Consider the following 18,522-nt stretch of genomic DNA (forward strand, 5'->3'; position numbering starts at 1 on the left):
CTACACAATCTCTTTCGTTTTGGTCGGGTCGATGTAGACCTCGCCATCGACGATGGTGAGTTCGTACACCGGAACAGGCTCGAAGGCCGGAAGGGTGAGGGGCTTGCCGCTGACGAGCGAGAACTTGGACCCGTGGGCCCAGCACTCGAGGGTCTCGTCTTCGACGAAGCCTTCGGCGAGCGAGATGTCGCCGTGGGTGCACGTGTCGCCGATGGCGTGGCACTCCCCCGCCGAGTCCTTCACCAGCGCGATGGCGACACCGTCGATCACGACGCGCACCGCCTCGTTCGGGGTGAGGTCGTCGACGGAGCAGATGAGCTCTGCGGCCATGGTCAGTGTCCCTGCGCTTCGCTGAGTTCGGCCTCGATGGCCGCGGACAGGTGGGTCTCGAGGTCGTCGGACCCGATCTGGGCGACGATCTCCGCGAGGAAGCCGCGCACGACGAGACGCCGGGCCTCGTCTTCGGGGATGCCGCGGGACTGCAGGTAGAACAGCTGCTCGTCGTCGAAGCGCCCGGTCGACGACGCGTGGCCGGCGCCCATGATGTCGCCCGTCTCGATCTCGAGGTTGGGGATGGAGTCGGCCCGGGGGCCCTCCGAGAGCACCAGGTTGCGGTTCTCCTCGTAGCTGTCGGTGCCCGTCGCGTGCGGGCCGATCAGAACGTCGCCGACCCAGACGGATCGGGCGGTGGCGCCCTGGAGCGCACCCTTGTACTTCACTCGGCTCTTCGTCTGGGCCGCGACGTGGTCGATGTAGACGCGCTGCTCGAGGTGCTGCCCCGAGTCGGCGAAGTACAGACCGAAGGCGCTGGCGTCGGCCCCGGTCTCGACGAGGTGGATCGACGGGTTGACCCGCACGACTCCCCCGCCGAGGCTGACGACGACGTGACGCAGGCGCGCGTCGCGCCCGACGCGGGCGAAGTGGCTCGCCAGATGGTTGCTCTCGTCGTTCCACTCCTGCACCGTGACCACGGTGAGCGCCGCCTGGTCGCCGACGACGATCTCGACGTTCTCGGTCAGCTGGGCGTCGCCCGAATTGCGGAGGATGACGAGACCGCGGCTGAACGGGGCAGCGGTGATGACCGTGTGCCCGGCGCGCGGGGCGGAATCTGTCGCCTCGCGGGTCACGACGAACTCCTGCGGCTCCTCACCGGTGACATCGATGGCGAGGGCCTTGTCGAACGACGACCAGGCGTTGGCGCTGGCCCGCTCTTCGGGCGCGCCGGCCGAGCCGATGCGCGCATCCGTGCGGTCGACCCACGCCGCCGTGACGCCCGGCGTCTCACTGAACGTGAGCGCCGGGGCCGAGCCGTCGAGCTCGCCCTCGATAAGGGCGGTGATCCGGGTGATGGGCGTGAGCTTCCACTCGATCTCGAAACCGGTGACCTTCTCGAAGTCGTCGACGGAGGTGGAGGTGAAGCGCTCTGCCCGTGATTGAACGGGCACGTACGCGTCACCTCCGTCTGAGTGAGCCTTGAGGCCGTGCTGTTCGGTCTCGATGAGACCTGTGTTCGCTGTTGGTGCTGCGGACATCTAGCCGACACTGCCTTCCATGCCCATCTCGATGAGCTTGTTGAGTTCGAGTGCGTACTCCATGGGGAGCTCGCGGGCGATCGGCTCGATGAAGCCGCGCACGATCATGGCCATGGCCTCGTCTTCGGGGAGACCGCGGCTCATGAGGTAGAAGAGCTGCTCCTCGCTGACACGCGAGACCGTGGCCTCGTGGCCGAGCTGCACGTCGTCGACCCGGATGTCGATGGCCGGGTAGGTGTCGGAGCGCGACTTGGTGTCGACCAGCAGAGCGTCGCAGCGCACGGTGTTGGCTGAGTGATGAGCGTTCTCCGCCATGCGCACCTCGCCGCGGTAGCCGGCACGGCCACCGCCCCTGGCGATGGACTTGGAGACGATGGACGACTGCGTGTACGGCGCCATGTGGATCATCTTCGCGCCGGCGTCCTGGTGCTGGCCGGGGCCGGCGAACGCCACGGACAGGGTCTCGCCCTTGGCGTGCTCTCCGACGAGGTAGATCGACGGGTACTTCATGGTGACCTTGGAGCCGATGTTTCCATCGATCCACTCCATGGTCGCGCCCTCGTGTGCGATCGCACGCTTGGTGACCAGGTTGTAGACGTTGTTCGACCAGTTCTGGATCGTCGTGTAGCGAACGCGGGCGTTCTTCTTCACGATGATCTCGACGACGGCGGAGTGCAGCGAGTCGGACTTGTAGATCGGCGCGGTGCAGCCCTCGATGTAGTGCACGTAGCTGCCCTCGTCGGCGATGATCAGCGTGCGCTCGAACTGGCCCATGTTCTCGGTGTTGATGCGGAAGTACGCCTGCAGGGGGATCTCGACGTGCACGTTCTTGGGAACGTAGACGAACGAGCCGCCCGACCAGACTGCCGTGTTCAGCGCGGCGAACTTGTTGTCGCCGGCGGGGATGACCGTGCCGAAGTACTCGGTGAAGAACTCGGGGTGCTCACGCAGCGCCGTGTCGGTGTCCATGAAGATGACGCCCTGCGCCTCGAGGTCTTCGCGGATGGTGTGGTAAACAACCTCGGACTCGTACTGCGCGGCGACGCCCGACACCAGACGCTGACGCTCGGCCTCGGGGATGCCGAGCCGCTCGTAGGTGTTCTTGATGTCGTCGGGCAGGTCGTCCCACGTGGTGGCCTGCTTCTCGGTCGACCGCACGAAGTACTTGATGTTGTCGAAGTCGATGCCGGAGAGGTCTGCGCCCCAGGTCGGCATGGGCTTGCGCTCGAACAGCTGCAGACCCTTGAGCCGGTTCTTGAGCATCCATTCCGGCTCGCTCTTGAGGGCGGAGATGCCCTTGACGACGTCGGCGTCGACACCGCGTTTCGCGACGGCACCCGCCGCATCGGAGTCGGACCAACCGAATTCGTAAACCCCCAGGTTTTCGAGTTCCGGACGGTCGATTAGTACGTCAGACATGACTTTCTCCCTTCCTCGTTGATCTCAACCCGCGGACAGCGGCAGGCATTCCAGACCGGGTGTAAATGTGATTCGGCACGGATCACCGAAATGATTGCCTGATCACGTTCTCGTGGGGAGAACGCACGTACTTAGAATGTACTGAGGTCTGGGGGCGTTAGCCCCGCCCAACGCTGGGCGATATGCGCAAAACGCGTTCGAACGCGGATTTCTACAACTTTCAAATTCTACAGGCAATGCCTGCCGGATAGTAGGTCGCGGGCCTTTTCATCGACAAGTCTTGACAAGGAACACCCGAAGCCGTGAAGCGACTCATCGCATTCCTCCCCGCATCCATCAGTCGACCCGTTCGCGTGCTGGCCTGGCTGTCGCTCGTGTTCCAGGTGGTGCTCATCGGAACCGGCGGCGCGGTGAGGCTGACGGGATCGGGCCTGGGATGCCCCACCTGGCCGCGATGCACCGACGCGTCGTTCGTGTCCACGCCGGAGATGGGCATCCACGGCGTGATCGAGTTCGCGAACCGCATGCTCACCTTCGTGCTCGCCCTCATCGTGATCGCGGTGTTCCTGGCCGTGGTGCGCTACTGGAGGGAGCGCAGGGACCTGTTCGTGCTCACGCTTCTCCAGGGTCTGTCCATTCCGCTCCAGGCCGTCATCGGCGGCATCACGGTGCTGACCGGACTCAACCCGTTCATCGTCGGGCTGCACTTCGTGATCTCGATCCTCCTCGTCGTCAACGCGACGATCCTGGTCTACCGCGTGTACCGCGGGCCGCGTGGAGATCGCCGCACCGTGCCGCTGTGGTTCATGATCGTGGCGCACACCGCATCGCTCTTCGTCGCGATCACCGTGGTCGTGGGCATTCTCACCACGGGCTCCGGACCGCACGCCGGCGACGAGAAGACCCCCCGCAACGGCCTCGACGCCGAGCTGCTGCAGCACTTCCACAGCTGGCCCGCGTACGTGCTCCTGGCGCTCACGATGGTGCTCGTCGTCGCTGCGCTCGTGGGCAGGCTCGGTGTCACGCGCTGGGCGCTGGCGCTGCTGGCCATCGAGGCCGTGCAGGTGGTCGTCGGCCTCACCCAGGCGCGACTCGGACTGCCGCCGTTGCTCGTCGGCATCCACATGGTGCTCGCCGCGCTTCTGGTCGCGGCCATGACCGCCCTGGTGCTGTCGCTGCGCTCGTCGTCGAACGCCCCCGAATCGGTGGACGACCCCAGGGAGCTCAGCTCCGTCGGTCAGCCCCGGCGCTGACCGCCTCCGCGGCGATCCAGTGCCGCTTCGACAGGCTCAGCGAACGGCATCGCCGCAGAGAGAGCCCGGCTAGAACGGAAGCAGCGGGTCGATGGCGACGGCGAGGAAGACGAGCGTCAGGTAGCTGATCGACGCGTGGAAGACCCTCATCGGCTTGACCTCGAGGCCGTGAATGGCCCGGTTGTAGAGCCGGTGCGTCTCGTAGATGAACCACGCGCCGGAGCCGAGTGCGACGACGCTGTAGACGATGCCCATCGGTGCGACCGGGATGAGCAGCAGCGAGCAGGCGACGGTGGCCCACGCGTAGAGGATCGTCTGGAGACCCACGACGGCGCGGCCGCGGACGACCGCGAGCATGGGAACATTCGCCGCCTTGTACTCGTCGCGGTACTTCATCGACAGCGGCCAGTAGTGCGGCGGCGTCCAGAGGAAGATGACACCGAACAGGATGAACGGGGTCCAGCTGAGCGAGTTCGTGACCGCGGCCCAGCCGATGAGCACGGGCATGCAGCCGGCGATTCCTCCCCAGACGATGTTCTGGGAGGTGCGACGCTTCAGCCACACCGTGTAGAGGAACACGTAGAGCAGGATCGCGATGAGCGAGAGCGCCGCCGCCAGCAGATTGGCGAAGACGGCGAGCCAGACGATGGATGCGACGCCGATGACCCACGCGAACACGAGGGCCTCGCGGTCGCTCAGTTCGCCGGTGACGAGGGGACGACCCTGGGTGCGCTTCATGACGCGGTCGATGTCGCGGTCGATGTAGCAGTTGAAGGCGCCGGCGCTGCCGGCGCTGAGCGCGCCGCCGATGAGCGTGGCGACGACCAGCCAGAGGTCGGGAATGCCGTTCTGCGCCAGGATCATCACCGGCGCCGTCGTCACGAGCAGCAGCTCGATCACCCGCGGCTTCGTCAGCGCGACGTAGGCCTTGGCCTTCGCCGACAGGCTGATCCGCTGCTTCTCCGTGCGGCCCTCTACAGCGACGTCCATTGCTCCTCAGACTGTTCCGGGCCCCGCGCAGGGCGCGCGCGATCCCGAATCAGTCTAAGCGATCGGTTCTCGAACCTCGGTCGGAGCCGATACCGTGACAGGCATGACGCACACCGACCCCACCACTCCGGACGAGTTCGCCCGCCTGGCCGCCCGCATCGAGGACGAGGCGGCCGAGCTCCAGGTCGACTCCTTCGGGCCGTCCGACGCCCTGAGGCTGGGGCTCATCCTCGTGCGTCTCGGCACGGAGCGTGCCCTGCCCATCGCCATCGACATCCGACGCGGATCGCAGATCCTCTTCCACGTCGCACTCGAGGGCGCACAGGCCGACAACGACGTCTGGATCGCGCGCAAGGCGCGCGCCGTCGAGCGCTACGGGATCCCCTCGCTGCTGCTCGGCACCCGCCCCAAGATCGCCGGAAAGCGGATCGAGTCAGAGGGCTGGTTCGACCAGATGGAGTACGCGGCCCACGGGGGCGGCTTTCCCGTGTCGGTCAGGGGCACCGGCATCGTGGCCGTCGCGACGGTCTCCGGGCTGCCGCAGATCGAGGATCACGACCTCGTCGTGTCCGCCCTCCGCGAGTTTGTCGAGGGGTAGCCGAGGCTCCCCTCTGATTCCCTATACTTGTAGCGGCGACACAGCAGTCGGTGTTTCCTGCGTGTCTTTCTTGCGGAGAAGCCATGTCGCACTGTGCTGAACACGTACCGTGCGGGGGCTCACATTCGCCGGTCTCTCACGCGGTTCTCCCTGCTACCGATTCACATCGCGGCGCCTGACGGGCAAATCTGTCCGCCTGCAACTGAGAAGGGGCTTATTCCTCGTGGCATCATTCCAATGGACTCCCATTGACGACCAGGCCGTATCCACGGCGAAGGTTCTCGCGGCAGACGCCGTCGAGAAGGTAGGAAACGGGCATCCGGGAACGGCCATCAGCCTCGCCCCCGCCGCCTACCTCCTGTTCCAGAAGGTCATGCGGCGCGATCCGAGTGACAACGAGTGGATCGGTCGCGACCGCTTCATCCTCTCGGTCGGCCACAGTTCGCTCACCCAGTACATCCAGCTCTACCTCGGCGGCTACGGCCTCGAGCTCGACGACCTCAAGGCGCTGCGCACCTGGGGCTCGCTCACTCCCGGCCACCCCGAGTACGGCCACACCGACGGCGTCGAGATCACGACCGGGCCGCTCGGCCAGGGCCTGTCGTCGGCCGTCGGATTCGCCTACGCCTCGCGCTTCGAGCGCGGTCTCTTCGACCCCGAGGCCGAGGCCGGCACCAGCCCCTTCGACCACTTCATCTACACCATCGCCGGCGACGGCGACCTGCAGGAGGGCGTCACGAGCGAGGCTTCGTCGCTCGCCGGCCACCAGCAGCTCGGCAACCTGATCGCGATCTACGACAGCAACCAGATCTCGATCGAGGACGACACCAACATCGCGTTCACCGAAGACGTGCGCGCCCGCTACGAGGCCTACCACTGGCACGTGCAGGTCGTCGACTGGAAGAAGACGGGCCAGTACGTCGAAGACGTCGAGGCCCTCTTCGACGCCATCGAGGCGGCCAAGGCCGTCACCGACAAGCCGTCGCTGATCATCCTCAAGACCATCATCGGCTGGCCCTCGCCCAAGAAGCAGAACACCGGAAAGATCCACGGCTCCGCCCTGGGCGCCGAAGAGCTGAAGGGCCTCAAGGAGGTGCTCGGCTTCGACCCCGAGCAGAGCTTCGAGGTCGCCGACGAGGTCATCGCGCACACCCGCAGCGCCGTCGAGCGCGGCCAGGCCGAGCACGCCGAGTGGAAGATCTCATTCGACGCCTGGGCCTCCGCCAACCCCGAGAAGAAGGTCCTCCTCGACCGCGTCCTCTCCGGCGACGTTCCGGAGGGCCTCGAGGAGGCGCTCCCGGTCTTCGAAGCGGGCAAGGCCGTCTCGACCCGCGCCGCGTCGGGCAAGGTCATCAACGCCATCGCGCCGATCATGCCCGAGTTCTGGGGCGGCTCGGCCGACCTCGCCGAGTCGAACAACACCACGATCGAGTCGGGCGCATCCTTCATCCCGGCCGAGCACTCCACGCACGAGTGGACGGGAAACCCGTATGGCCGCGTGCTGCACTTCGGCATCCGCGAGCACGCCATGGGCGCGATCCTGAACGGCATCGTGCTGCACGGAAACACCCGCCCGTTCGGCGGAACCTTCCTCATCTTCAGCGACTACATGCGTCCCGCCGTTCGCCTCGCGGCCCTCATGAAGTCCCCCGCGATCTACGTGTGGACCCACGACTCCGTGGCCCTCGGAGAAGACGGACCGACCCACCAGCCGATCGAGCAGCTGGCCACGCTCCGCGCCATCCCGGGGCTCGACATCGTGCGCCCCGGCGACGCGAACGAGGTCGCCTACGCGTGGAAGACCATCCTCGAGCGCCGCAAGGGGCCCGCGGGCATCGCATTGACGCGCCAGAACATCCCGGTGTTCGAGCGTGGCGAGGGCGACGCCTCCGGCGAGACCTTCGCGTCGGCGAAGAACGTCGCCAAGGGCGCGTACGTGCTGGCAGAGGCTCCGAACGGCACCCCCGACGTGATCTTCATCGCGACCGGCTCCGAAGTTCAGATCGCCGTCGAGGCGCGCGAGCTCCTCAAGAACGAGGGCATCAACGCCCGCGTCGTGTCGGCACCGAGCCTCGAGTGGTTCGAGGAGCAGAGTGCGGAGTACCGCGAGTCGGTCCTTCCCGCAGCGATCAAGGCGCGCGTGTCGATCGAGGCCGGCCTCGACCTGACCTGGCGCTCCTACGTCGGAGACCACGGCAAGAGCGTCTCGATCGAGCACTTCGGCGCATCCGCCGACTACCAGACGCTGTTCCGCGAGTTCGGCATCACCACCGAGCACGCCATCGAGGCCGCCAAGCTCTCGATCTCGTCGCTGTAGACCACAAGAATCTTCTAGGAGTACGTACATGACCGATACAACACCCACCGCCCAGCTCTCCGCAGCCGGCGTCAGCATCTGGCTCGACGACCTGTCGCGCGAGCGCATCACCTCCGGCGGACTCGAGAAGCTGATCGCCGAGAAGAACGTCGTCGGTGTCACCACGAACCCGTCGATCTTCGCCGCGGCGCTGACCAACGGAGAGTCCTACGCGGCGCAGGTCGCCGAGCTCGCCAAGGCCGGCAAGAACGTCACCGAGGCCGTCTTCGAGATCACGACCCAGGACGTCGCCAACGGCTGCGACATCTTCCGCCCGATCTACGACGCTACGAACGGATTCGACGGCCGCGTCTCGATCGAGGTCGAGCCGGGCCTGGCGAACGACGCCGCGGGCACGACGAAGCAGGCCAAGGAGCTCTTCGACAAGGTCGCCAAGGAGAACGTGCTGATCAAGATCCCCGCGACCATCGCGGGCCTCGAGGCCATCACCGAGACCATCGCGGCCGGCATCAGCGTCAACGTCACGCTGATCTTCAGCCTCGCCCGCTACCGCGACGTCATCAACGCCTACCTGGCTGGCCTGGAGCGCGCGAAGGCCGCCGGGCTCGACCTGTCGAAGATCCACAGCGTCGCCTCGTTCTTCGTGTCGCGCGTCGACACCGAGATCGACAAGCGCCTGGTGGCCATCGGAACCGATGAGGCTCTGGCGCTCAAGAGCAAGGCGGGCGTCGCGAACGCCCAGCTCGCCTACGAGGTCTACGAGCAGGCGTTCTCGACCGAGCGCGCGGCCGGACTCCTCGCGGCCGGCGCCAACAAGCAGCGGCCGCTCTGGGCATCCACCGGCGTCAAGGACCCGGCCGTGCCCGACACGACCTACGTCACCGAGCTCGTCGCCCCGGAGGTCGTCAACACGATGCCCGAGAAGACGCTCGACGCCACCTTCGACCACGGCGTGATCACCGGAGACACCATCACGGGCTCCTACGCCGCCGCCAACAAGGTGCTCGACGAGATCGCTGCTCAGGGCATCTCCTACGCCGAGGTCACCGAACTGCTCGAGACCGAGGGAGTCGACAAGTTCATCGTCTCCTGGAACGAGCTGCTCGACACGGTCACGACCGCACTCGAGTCGTCCAAGTGAGTGTCCGGGTCCACCGTTCCGGCAGCGGCCATGGCCGCGTCGGAACGGTGGACCCGGCCCTCCTCTCCGTTGTTCTCTCGTCCGAGACAACCGGAGCCACCACACTTCTGCCGGCCGTCTCTCGCGCCGATCGTCGCCACCGCGACGTCCCCATGAGCTCTTCGTCCGACGGTCCGCATCGCACCCGCCCCGTTCTCCGCGCTGTTCCAGCGCCGCACTAACCCGTCGACCCAGAAGGTCTCAAGGAGTCTCATGCCACCGGTAGAAATCACTCCGGAATACAACCCGCTCAGAATCCCGTCCGACCGGCGGCTCAATCGAATCGCCGGCCCCAGCGGACTCGTCATCTTCGGCGTCACAGGCGACCTGTCGCGCAAGAAGCTGATGCCGGCCGTCTACGACCTCGCCAACCGCGGTCTGCTTCCGCCGGGCTTCTCGCTGATCGGGTTCGCTCGCCGCGACTGGGAGGACCAGGACTTCGAGCGTGTCGTGCACGACGCCGTCAAGGAGTACGCGCGCACACCCTTCGACGAAGACGTGTGGCGCCAGCTCTCCGAAGGCATCCGGTTCGTGTCGGGCGAGTTCAGCGACGACGAGGCATTCGATCACCTCAAGGAGACGATCGACGCCCTTGACGCCGAGCGGGGCACGATGGGCAACTACGCGTTCTACCTCTCGGTGCCGCCGAAGGCGTTCCCCCTCGTGACCGAGCAGCTGCGCCGCTCGGGCCTGGCCCACCCCGAAGAAGGGCAGTGGCGCCGCGTCGTCATCGAGAAGCCGTTCGGCAGCGACCTGAAGACGGCGCGCGAACTGAACGACGTCGTCGAATCGGTCTTCGCTCCCGACTCGGTCTTCCGTATCGACCACTACCTCGGCAAGGAGACGGTCCAGAACATTCTGGCCCTGCGCTTCGCCAACCAGCTCTACGAGCCCATCTGGAACTCGAACTACGTCGACCACGTGCAGATCACCATGGCCGAGGACATCGGCGTCGGCGGTCGTGCCGGGTACTACGACGGCATCGGCGCCGCACGCGACGTCATCCAGAACCACCTGCTGCAGCTGCTCGCGCTCACGGCCATGGAGGAGCCCATCTCCTTCAACGCGTCCGACCTGCGCGCCGAGAAGGAGAAGGTGCTCGCCGCCATCCGGCTTCCGAAGGACCTTGCCAAGCACACCGCCCGCGGCCAGTACGCCGGCGGGTGGCAGGGCGGCGAGAAGGTCACCGGCTTCCTCGAGGAGGACGGCATGAACCCCGAATCCCTCACCGAGACCTACGCGGCCATGCGGCTCGACATCGGAACCCGCCGCTGGGCGGGCGTTCCGTTCTATCTGCGCGCGGGCAAGCGCCTCGGCCGCCGGGTGACGGAGATCGCCGTCGTGTTCAAGCGCGCTCCGCAGTATCTCTTCGCCGACAGCCAGACATCGGCGCTCGGCCAGAACGCGCTCGTGATCCGCGTACAGCCCGACGAGGGTGTGACCATCCGCTTCGGCTCCAAGGTTCCCGGTGCCGGCATGCAGGTGCGCGACGTGACCATGGACTTCGGCTACGGCCACGCCTTCACCGAGGCGAGCCCCGAGGCCTACGAGCGCCTCATCCTCGACGTGCTCCTCGGAGACCCGCCGCTGTTCCCCCGCCAGGAAGAGGTCGAACTCTCCTGGAAGATCCTCGACCCGATCGAAGAGTTCTGGACCACCCAGGGACAGCCCGATCAATACCGCCCCGGAACCTGGGGCCCCGACTCAGCAGACGAGATGCTCGCCCGCGACGGAAGAACCTGGAGGCGGCCATGATCGTCGATCTGCCCGATACCAACACAAGCAAGGTCTCGAAGGCCCTCGTCAAGATTCGCGAGGAGGGCGGCGCCGTCGCACTCGGTCGCGTGCTGACCCTGGTCATCCGAACGGCCCTGGGCCAGGAGGAGGACGCCATCGAGGCGGCCAACGACGCCTCTCGTGAGCACCCGATGCGCGTCATCGTCGTGTCGACCGATGCCGACGACGGCGTGAAGTCGGGCCGCGGCGCGAGACTGGATGCGCAGATCCGCGTGGGTGGCGACGCCGGCGCGAGCGAGGTCGTTCTGCTCAAGGCCTACGGCGCGGCGGCAAGCGACGAGGAAGGACTCGTCACGGGTCTGCTCCTGCCCGACGCCCCTGTCGTCGTGTGGTGGCCGGGCGATGCGCCCGAATCGCCGTCGACATCCGACCTCGGCCGGATCGCCCAGCGTCGCATCACCGACTCGTCGAACAGCAGCAACCCCAACGAGACGCTGCGTACACTGTCGCGGAACTACTCCCCCGGCGACACCGACTTCGCGTGGACGCGACTCACCCTCTGGCGTGCGCAGCTGGCCGCGGTGCTCGACCAGCCGCCCTTCGAGCCCGTCGAGGCCATCGAGGTGTCGGGCGCGTCCGACTCCCCGTCGACCCTGCTGCTCGCAGCCTGGCTGCGTCACCAGCTCAAGGTGACGGTCGACTACGGAATCTCGTCGCGCGCCAACGGGTCCAGTGGAATCCACGGCGTCAAGCTCTCCCGTTCGTCGGGTGTCATCGAGCTCGAGCGCTCTGTTCCCAACGTGGCGACCCTGGTTCAGCCGAACCAGCCGCTGCACGACCTGGCACTCCCCCGTCGCTCGCTTCGCGACTGCCTGGCAGAGGAACTCCGCAGGCTCGACCCCGACGACCTCTACGGCGAGGTGCTCACGCAGGGCGTGCTCGAACTGGGCGAGCCCGGTCCCGAGTCCGCCTCGGCGTCGCAGACGACCACAGAGGTGCGGTAGGCCATGACGAACGAACGCCGTGTGCTCATCCACCCCGACAAGGCCTCGCTGGCGGGCTCCGTGGCGGCGCGCTTCATCACGAAGACCATCGACCTCCTCGAAGACCGCGACGCCGTGAACGTCGTCCTCACCGGAGGCTCCGTCGGCACGGCTGTGCTGGCGGCCATCAATGCGTCGCCGGCCAGGGACAGCGTCGACTGGAACAGGGTGAGCTTCTGGTGGGGTGACGAGCGGTTCGTCGCGCGGGACGATCCCGACCGCAACGAGTTGCAGGCGCGCGAGGCGCTGCTCGATCACATCGACGTTCCCGCCTCGCAGGTGCACCCGTTCCCGTCGACCGACGAGGTCGCCGATATCGATGAGGCCGCGGCCGTCTACGCGCTCGAACTGCTCGAGGCCGGCGACGGAAGCGACTACCCGAAGTTCGACATCACCTTCCTCGGCGTCGGGCCGGACGGGCACATCGCCTCCCTGTTTCCGGGCCAGGATGCCGTGCGCGTGACCGACGCGACCGTCGTGGCCGTGCGGGAGTCGCCCAAGCCGCCGCCCCAGCGCCTCAGCCTCACGCTCCCGGTCATCCGTTCGTCGGATCGGATCTGGCTCGTCCTCGCCGGATCCGACAAGGCCTCGGCCCTCGGCCTCGCGCTGGCGGGTGCCAGCACCGACGAGGTACCGGTCGCTGGTGCTGAGGGCCGTCGGCGAACCGTGTTCTTCGTCGACAAGGACGCCGCGTCCGAGGTACCGGAGTACCTCATCACGCCGACCTACTACTGATCGGCACGATCGCACGAAAAAGCCCCTCGGCTCGGCCGAGGGGCTTTTTCGTCGAATGCGTGCGAGCGACGGCTAGGCGGTCGCCGTGCCCCGCCGTGCGCGGAGCTGGGTCAGCGCGTCTTCGAGAAGCTGCGCGGCCTCCTCCTCGGTGCGGCGTTCCTTGACGTAGGCGAGGTGCGTCTTGTAGGGCTCGAGCTTCACGACCGACGGAGGATTCTCTTTGTCGCGACCAGCGGGAAGACCGGAGGACGGGCAGTCGATCGTCTCGGGGATCTCGTCTTCGGGCAGCGTCGCCGCGAAGTACTTGACCGTCTCGTTGCCCAGGGCGTCCCAGTAGGAGACCTTGATTCGATCGGCGTGGAAGCCCCGATCCTGCTCGCCCATCGGGCCTGCGCCCACCCGTGACCCGCGAATTGCACTGCCGCCTGAAGCCATTGCCGATACTCCTAGATTCCGGTGTCGAATTTGGTGATGAGACCGAGCACGACGATGCACACGACCCACACGAGTCCGAGGATCACCGTGATGCGGTTGAGGTTGCGCTCCGCGACCCCGGATGCACCGAGGTTGGATGTGACGCCGCCGCCGAACATGTCGGACAGGCCTCCGCCGCGACCGCGGTGGAGAAGAATGAGGAGGGTCAGAAGGAGGCTCGTGATACCGAGCAGCACCTGTAGAACGACCTGAAGGATCTGCACGAATTGCCTCTCAAGAATGATGGCCGACCGGTGTGAAGCCAGACCAACGTCAATTATACCTGTATGCGTCCGATGACACGCACCATGACTGCAGCGGTACACGAAAGGCCGACCCGAGACGGGTCGGCCTCTCGCACTGCTATTAGAACGCGTGCTTCTGGTACCGGATGATGCTGGCGAACTCCGTCAGGTCGAGACTCGCGCCGCCGACCAGGGCCCCGTCGACGTTGGGCTGCTTCATGAAGCCGCCGATGTTCGTCGACTTGACCGATCCGCCGTAGAGGATGCGCGTCTTCGCCGCGACATCGGAGCCCAGGGTGGATTCGAGCACGGCGCGAAGTGCGGCGCAGACCGCTTCTGCCTGCTCGGGTGTCGCCGCCTGGCCTGAGCCGATCGCCCAGACGGGCTCGTACGCGACGACGATATCCGATGCGGACTGCACCGATGAGAGCGCGGCCGTCAACTGGGCGACAGGCACGGCACTGGGGCCGTGCTTCTCGAGGTCTTCGGCCGTCTCGCCGACGCAGACGATCGGAACGAGACCGTTCGAGATCGCGGCCGCCGTCTTCGCGGCCACGACGTCGTCGGTCTCGGCGTGGAGAGTGCGTCGCTCCGAGTGACCGATGATGACGTAGCGGCAGTCGAGCTGCTTGAGGAACGCACCCGAGATCTCGCCCGTGTAGGCGCCACTCGCGTGCTGGGAGACGTCTTGCGCACCGTAGGCGAGCTCGAGCTTGTCTGCCGAGATGAGGGTCTGCACGCTGCGCAGGTCGGTGAACGGCGGGAAGATCGCCGCCTCGACGTCGGCGAAGTTGTGCCCGGCGTCCTTCAGGCTCCATGCGAGCTTCTGCACGAATGCGATCGCCTGCAGGTGGTCGAGGTTCATCTTCCAATTGCCCGCGATGAGCGGCGTTCTGTTGACTACCATCCGAGGACCTCCAGTCCGGGCAGGCGTTTGCCTTCGAGGAATTCGAGGCTTGCTCCACCGCCAGTTGAAATGTGACCGAACTGCTCGTCGGTGAAGCCGAGGGCTCGTACGGCGGCTGCCGAGTCTCCTCCGCCGACCACACCGAGCCCGTCGACGCGGGTCAGCGCATCGGCGACGGCACGAGTGCCCTCGGCGAACGGTGCGAGCTCGAAGACGCCCATCGGTCCGTTCCAGAACACGGTCTTGGATTCCGCGATGATGCGCGCGAACTCGGCGCCGGTCTCTGGGCCGATGTCGAGCCCGAGTCCGCTCTGGCCGAACGGCGTCTCTTCGATGGTCTCGGCGCTCGTGACGGTGTGCTCGGCGTCGGCACCGAACTTCGATGCGACCACCACGTCTGTCGGCAGCACGATGCGCACTCCGCGCTCGGTCGCCTCGGCCAGGTACCCCTTGACCGTCTCGATCTGGTCGGCCTCGAGGAGGCTCCCGCCGACGCGGAAGCCCTGTGCCGCGAGGAACGTGAAGAGCATCCCTCCGCCGATGAGCAGTGTGTCCACCTTCGGAAGAAGGTGTCCGATCACGCCGAGCTTGTCTGAGACCTTGGAGCCGCCGAGGACGACCGTGTAGGGCCGTTCGGGCTTCTCGGTGAGTCTCTCGAGCACGTCGAGCTCGGCGGCGATGAGAAGCCCCGCAGCGCTCGGGAGCGCGGATGCGAGTTCGTAGACGCTCGCCTGCTTGCGATGCACGACGCCGAACCCGTCGGAGACGAATGCGTCTCCGAACGAGGCGAGCCGTGCGGCGAAAGCCGATCGCTCGTCGGCGCTCTTGCTCGTCTCCTCGGCGTTGAACCGCAGGTTCTCGAGAAGAGCGACGTCGCCGTCGGCCAGAGCCTCGACTGCCTGCTGTGCGCTCGCGCCCACGGTGTCTTCGGCGAAGGCCACAGGCTTGTCGAGGAGTTCGGACAGGCGCTCGGCGACGGGCCGCAGGCTGTACTGGGGATCGGGTGAACCGTCTGGCCGCCCGAGGTGGCTGATGAGGATCACTCGTGCGCCCTGATCGACCAGGGCGTTGATGGTTGCCAGAGACGCTCGAACGCGCCCGTCGTCGGTGATGACCCCGTTTTTCAACGGAACATTGAGGTCACACCGAACGAGGACGCGTTTTCCCGTGAGGGAGCCGAGCGAATCCAGAGTGCGCAGAGTCACAGTGGATTCCTCGTATTACAGGCGGTCGGCGACGTACTCGGTGATGTCGACGAGGCGGTTGGAGTAGCCCCACTCGTTGTCGTACCACGAGGCGATCTTCACCTGGTTGCCGATGACCTTGGTGAGGCCGGCGTCGAAGATCGACGAGTGCGGGTCGCCCTGGATGTCGCTCGAGACGATCGGGTCCTCGGTGTACGAGAGGATTCCCTTGAGCTCGCCGTTCGCGGCGTTCTTGTACGCCTCGTTGACCTGCTCGACGGTGACCGTGGAGCTGGTCTCGACCGTGAGGTCGGTGATCGAACCGGTGATCACCGGTACGCGCAGTGCGTATCCGTCGAGCTTTCCGACGAGCTCGGGGATGACGAGGCCCAGGGCCTTGGCGGCACCCGTCGACGTGGGGATGATGTTGGCGGCTGCGGCGCGGGCGCGGCGCAGGTCGCTGTGCGGGCCGTCCTGCAGGTTCTGGTCGGCCGTGTAGGCGTGGACCGTGGTCATGAGGCCACGCTCGATGCCGAAGTTGTCCATGAAGACCTTCGCCAGGGGCGCGAGGCAGTTCGTGGTGCACGACGCGTTCGAGATGATGTCGTGGATGGCGGGGTCGTAGGTGCCCTCGTTGACGCCGAGAACCAGCGTCGCGACGTCTGAGCCCGTCGCCGGAGCGGAGACGATGACCTTCTTGGCGCCGGCCGCGATGTGCTTGCGGGCGTCTTCGGACTTCGTGAAACGGCCGGTCGACTCGATGACGATGTCGACGCCCAGCTCGCCCCAGGGCAGGTCGGAGGGGTCGCGCTCGGCGAGCACGAGGATCGGCTTGCCGTTGACGATGATGTTGTCGCCGTCGAGCTCGACCGTGGCATCGAGACGACCCGTGATCGTGTCGTACTTGAGGAGGTGCGCGAGGGCCTTGTTGTCGGTGAGGTCATTGACCGCGACGATCTCGAGCTCGCTGCCCTTGGCCAGAGCTGCGCGGAAGTAGTTACGCCCGATACGACCGAAGCCGTTGATACCGATCTTTACAGACACGTGAAGTTCTCCATGAATCGTGTGGCCCCGCGGGGCTGGGTGGCTGAAACTGAGGGCGTGCCGGGCCACAGGGCCCGACACGCCGTCGTCGCTACGACAGTAGCAGGAGGCCCGAGGTCTTTTCGCGGGCAGTCTCGAAGCGCGTCGTGACGTTCTGCCAGTCGACGATGTTCCAGAACGCCTTGACGTAGTCGGCCCTGACGTTCTTGTAGTCGATGTAGTAGGCGTGCTCCCACACGTCGAGCATGAGCAGGGGCACCGTTCCGGCGGCGAAGTTCGACTGCTGGTCGAAGAACTGCTGGATGATCAGGCGCTGGCCGATGCTGTCCCATGCGAGGACGGACCATCCTGAACCCTGCACTCCGAGCGCCGTGGCGGTGAAGTGGGCCTGGAACTTCTCGAACGAACCGAAGAACTCGTCGATGGCGGCCGCGAGTTCGCCGACCGGCTTGTCTCCGCCGTTCGGGGACATGTTCGTCCAGAAGATGGAGTGGTTGACGTGGCCGCCGAGGTTGAAGGCGAGGTCTTTCTCGAGCTTGTTGACGGCGCCGAGGTTCTCGGAGTCGCGGGCTTCGGCGAGCTGGGCGAGCGCGGTGTTCGCACCGGTCACATAGGCCTGGTGGTGCTTGGAGTGGTGAAGCTCCATGATCGTGCCGCTGATGCTGGGCTCGAGCGCCGAGTAGTCGTACGCGAGTTCAGGAAGGGTGTAGTCAGCCATTGATATCTCCTCGAATAAGGCGCCGCGCCGAGTACCGGGGCGGCTGTGAGTGACCTGATCAGTCTACTGAGGTCAACGGACAGCGCCCTGAAAACTTCCTGACGCCGGCCGATTGGTCGGTATGGATGTCAGTCGTCGAGGTCCGGTGGCAGGTTCGCGTCGGTGCCGGGGATGCCGAGGTCGCTCGCCTGCTTGTCGGCCATCGCGAGGAGGCGGCGGATGCGGCCGGCGATCGCGTCCTTGGTCATCGGAGGATCGGCGTGGTGTCCGAGCTCGTCGAGGCTGGAGTCGCGGAAGTTCAGCCGCAGGTCGCCGGCGTACTTCAGGTGCGGGGGAACATCCGGCCCCAGGATCTCGAGCGCCCGCTCGACCCGCGAGCACGCGGCGACGGCGGCCTGCGCCGAGCGGCGGAGGTTCGCATCGTCGAAGTTGACCAGCCTGTTGGCCGTGGCCCGCACCTCGCGGCGCTGGCGCAGGTCCTCCCACCGGGAGACCGCGTCGGCGGCGCCCATGAGGGAGAGCATGCGCGCGATGGCCTCGCCATCGCGGATCACGACGCGGTGCACTCCCCTGACCTCACGGGCCTTCGCCTGCACGTGGAGTCGGGCCGCCGCACCGACGAGGGCCATGGCCGATTCGTTGCCGGGGCAGGTGATCTCGAGGGCGGCGGAGCGGCCGGGATCGGTCAGGGTTCCGTTCGCCAGGAACGCCCCCCGCCAGACCGCGGACAGCTCCTCCTGGGAACCCGTGGTCAGGCGGTTCGGAAGTCCGCGGATCGGCCGGCGGCGGGCGTCGAGCAGGCCCGTCTGCCGGGCGAGGGTCTCTCCGCCGTCGATGACTCTGACGAGATATGTGCCGGTGCGCTTGGCGCCCGACGCGGAGACGTGGGAGACCTCTCCGCGAATGCCGTACAACTCGGCCAGGTCGCGCCGTACGCGCTTGACGAGCTCGGGGGTGTCGAGCTCCGACTCGATGGCGATGCGGTTCGAGATGAGGTGCAGTCCTCCGGAGAAGCGGAGGATCGTGGCCAGTTCGGCGGCCCGGAGGGTCGTCTTCTTGGCGACGACACGGGTCAGTTCTTCTTTGACATCGGCGGTGAGGGCCAATCTCTATCCATTCGTTCGTGCGGCGGTCTCCGGCGGCGGT

Annotated in this window: 18 protein-coding genes; 7 read left to right on the forward strand and 11 right to left on the reverse strand. The window is 66.4% G+C overall.

What is annotated here, in order from left to right:
• From QCD70_RS04980 to sufB, 3 genes are read right to left on the reverse strand one after another with little or no spacing between them, the layout of a single operon-like run.
• Positions 1 to 330 (reverse strand): non-heme iron oxygenase ferredoxin subunit, encoded by a 330-nt coding sequence (locus tag QCD70_RS04980; protein WP_055928652.1) that lies wholly within the window; start codon positions 328 to 330, stop codon positions 1 to 3.
• Positions 331 to 332: 2 nt separating this feature from the next.
• Positions 333 to 1,532: a Fe-S cluster assembly protein SufD gene (gene sufD / locus QCD70_RS04985; RefSeq protein WP_301214058.1), complete on the reverse strand. Its 1,200-nt coding sequence runs from the start codon at positions 1,530 to 1,532 to the stop codon at positions 333 to 335.
• Positions 1,533 to 2,951 carry a Fe-S cluster assembly protein SufB gene (sufB, locus tag QCD70_RS04990; RefSeq protein WP_055928655.1) on the reverse strand — a complete coding sequence of 473 codons (1,419 nt, stop codon included), beginning with the start codon at positions 2,949 to 2,951 and terminating at the stop codon, positions 1,533 to 1,535.
• A gap of 302 nt (positions 2,952 to 3,253) precedes the next feature.
• Between sufB and QCD70_RS04995 the strand changes: the two genes are divergently transcribed.
• Positions 3,254 to 4,204 carry a COX15/CtaA family protein gene (locus tag QCD70_RS04995; protein WP_301214059.1) on the forward strand — a complete coding sequence of 317 codons (951 nt, stop codon included), beginning with the start codon at positions 3,254 to 3,256 and terminating at the stop codon, positions 4,202 to 4,204.
• A gap of 69 nt (positions 4,205 to 4,273) precedes the next feature.
• On the opposite strand, the gene QCD70_RS05000 is transcribed toward QCD70_RS04995, so the two are convergent.
• The gene (locus QCD70_RS05000) at positions 4,274 to 5,194 is read right to left on the reverse strand and encodes a heme o synthase (RefSeq protein ID WP_301214060.1); all 921 of its coding nucleotides are present in this window, start codon (positions 5,192 to 5,194) and stop codon (positions 4,274 to 4,276) included.
• A gap of 103 nt (positions 5,195 to 5,297) precedes the next feature.
• Between QCD70_RS05000 and QCD70_RS05005 the strand changes: the two genes are divergently transcribed.
• From QCD70_RS05005 to pgl, 6 genes are all read left to right on the forward strand, one after another.
• A complete protein-coding gene (locus QCD70_RS05005) occupies positions 5,298 to 5,792 on the forward strand; it encodes a heme-degrading domain-containing protein (protein ID WP_301214061.1) in 495 nt (164 codons plus the stop codon).
• 223 nt (positions 5,793 to 6,015) lie between these two features.
• Positions 6,016 to 8,109 carry a transketolase gene (gene tkt, locus QCD70_RS05010; protein ID WP_301214062.1) on the forward strand — a complete coding sequence of 698 codons (2,094 nt, stop codon included), beginning with the start codon at positions 6,016 to 6,018 and terminating at the stop codon, positions 8,107 to 8,109.
• A gap of 28 nt (positions 8,110 to 8,137) precedes the next feature.
• Entirely contained in the window at positions 8,138 to 9,250 is a 1,113-nt protein-coding gene (gene tal, locus QCD70_RS05015) for a transaldolase (protein ID WP_055928666.1), read from the forward strand.
• A 252-nt stretch (positions 9,251 to 9,502) separates the two neighbouring features.
• A complete protein-coding gene (gene zwf / locus QCD70_RS05020) occupies positions 9,503 to 11,044 on the forward strand; it encodes a glucose-6-phosphate dehydrogenase (protein WP_301214063.1) in 1,542 nt (513 codons plus the stop codon).
• Positions 11,041 to 12,030: a glucose-6-phosphate dehydrogenase assembly protein OpcA gene (locus QCD70_RS05025; protein WP_301214064.1), complete on the forward strand. Its 990-nt coding sequence runs from the start codon at positions 11,041 to 11,043 to the stop codon at positions 12,028 to 12,030. Before zwf ends, QCD70_RS05025 begins: the two co-directional genes overlap by 4 nt.
• A gap of 3 nt (positions 12,031 to 12,033) precedes the next feature.
• Complete coding sequence (pgl, locus tag QCD70_RS05030) at positions 12,034 to 12,804, forward strand: 6-phosphogluconolactonase (RefSeq protein ID WP_301214065.1); 771 nt, start codon at positions 12,034 to 12,036, stop codon at positions 12,802 to 12,804.
• 72 nt (positions 12,805 to 12,876) lie between these two features.
• On the opposite strand, the gene QCD70_RS05035 is transcribed toward pgl, so the two are convergent.
• The 7 genes from QCD70_RS05035 to whiA all read right to left on the reverse strand — a co-directional run bounded on the left by QCD70_RS05035 (position 12,877) and on the right by whiA (position 18,482).
• Positions 12,877 to 13,239: an RNA polymerase-binding protein RbpA gene (locus tag QCD70_RS05035; RefSeq protein ID WP_301214066.1), complete on the reverse strand. Its 363-nt coding sequence runs from the start codon at positions 13,237 to 13,239 to the stop codon at positions 12,877 to 12,879.
• 11 nt (positions 13,240 to 13,250) lie between these two features.
• Positions 13,251 to 13,502, reverse strand: coding sequence for a preprotein translocase subunit SecG (gene secG / locus QCD70_RS05040; protein WP_055928680.1), 252 nt, complete (start codon positions 13,500 to 13,502; stop codon positions 13,251 to 13,253).
• A 142-nt stretch (positions 13,503 to 13,644) separates the two neighbouring features.
• Entirely contained in the window at positions 13,645 to 14,430 is a 786-nt protein-coding gene (gene tpiA, locus QCD70_RS05045) for a triose-phosphate isomerase (protein WP_301214067.1), read from the reverse strand.
• Entirely contained in the window at positions 14,424 to 15,635 is a 1,212-nt protein-coding gene (locus QCD70_RS05050; protein ID WP_301214068.1) for a phosphoglycerate kinase, read from the reverse strand. The genes tpiA and QCD70_RS05050 overlap by 7 nt, the downstream gene beginning before the upstream one ends.
• A gap of 15 nt (positions 15,636 to 15,650) precedes the next feature.
• A complete protein-coding gene (gap, locus tag QCD70_RS05055; protein WP_085486158.1) occupies positions 15,651 to 16,658 on the reverse strand; it encodes a type I glyceraldehyde-3-phosphate dehydrogenase in 1,008 nt (335 codons plus the stop codon).
• Positions 16,659 to 16,749: 91 nt separating this feature from the next.
• Positions 16,750 to 17,376, reverse strand: coding sequence for a superoxide dismutase (locus tag QCD70_RS05060; protein WP_301214069.1), 627 nt, complete (start codon positions 17,374 to 17,376; stop codon positions 16,750 to 16,752).
• 128 nt (positions 17,377 to 17,504) lie between these two features.
• Positions 17,505 to 18,482 carry a DNA-binding protein WhiA gene (gene whiA, locus QCD70_RS05065; protein ID WP_055949459.1) on the reverse strand — a complete coding sequence of 326 codons (978 nt, stop codon included), beginning with the start codon at positions 18,480 to 18,482 and terminating at the stop codon, positions 17,505 to 17,507.
• Positions 18,483 to 18,522 lie beyond the last annotated feature (40 nt).

It is taken from the genome of Agreia sp. PsM10 (assembly GCF_030433855.1).
Classification (GTDB): domain Bacteria; phylum Actinomycetota; class Actinomycetes; order Actinomycetales; family Microbacteriaceae; genus Agreia.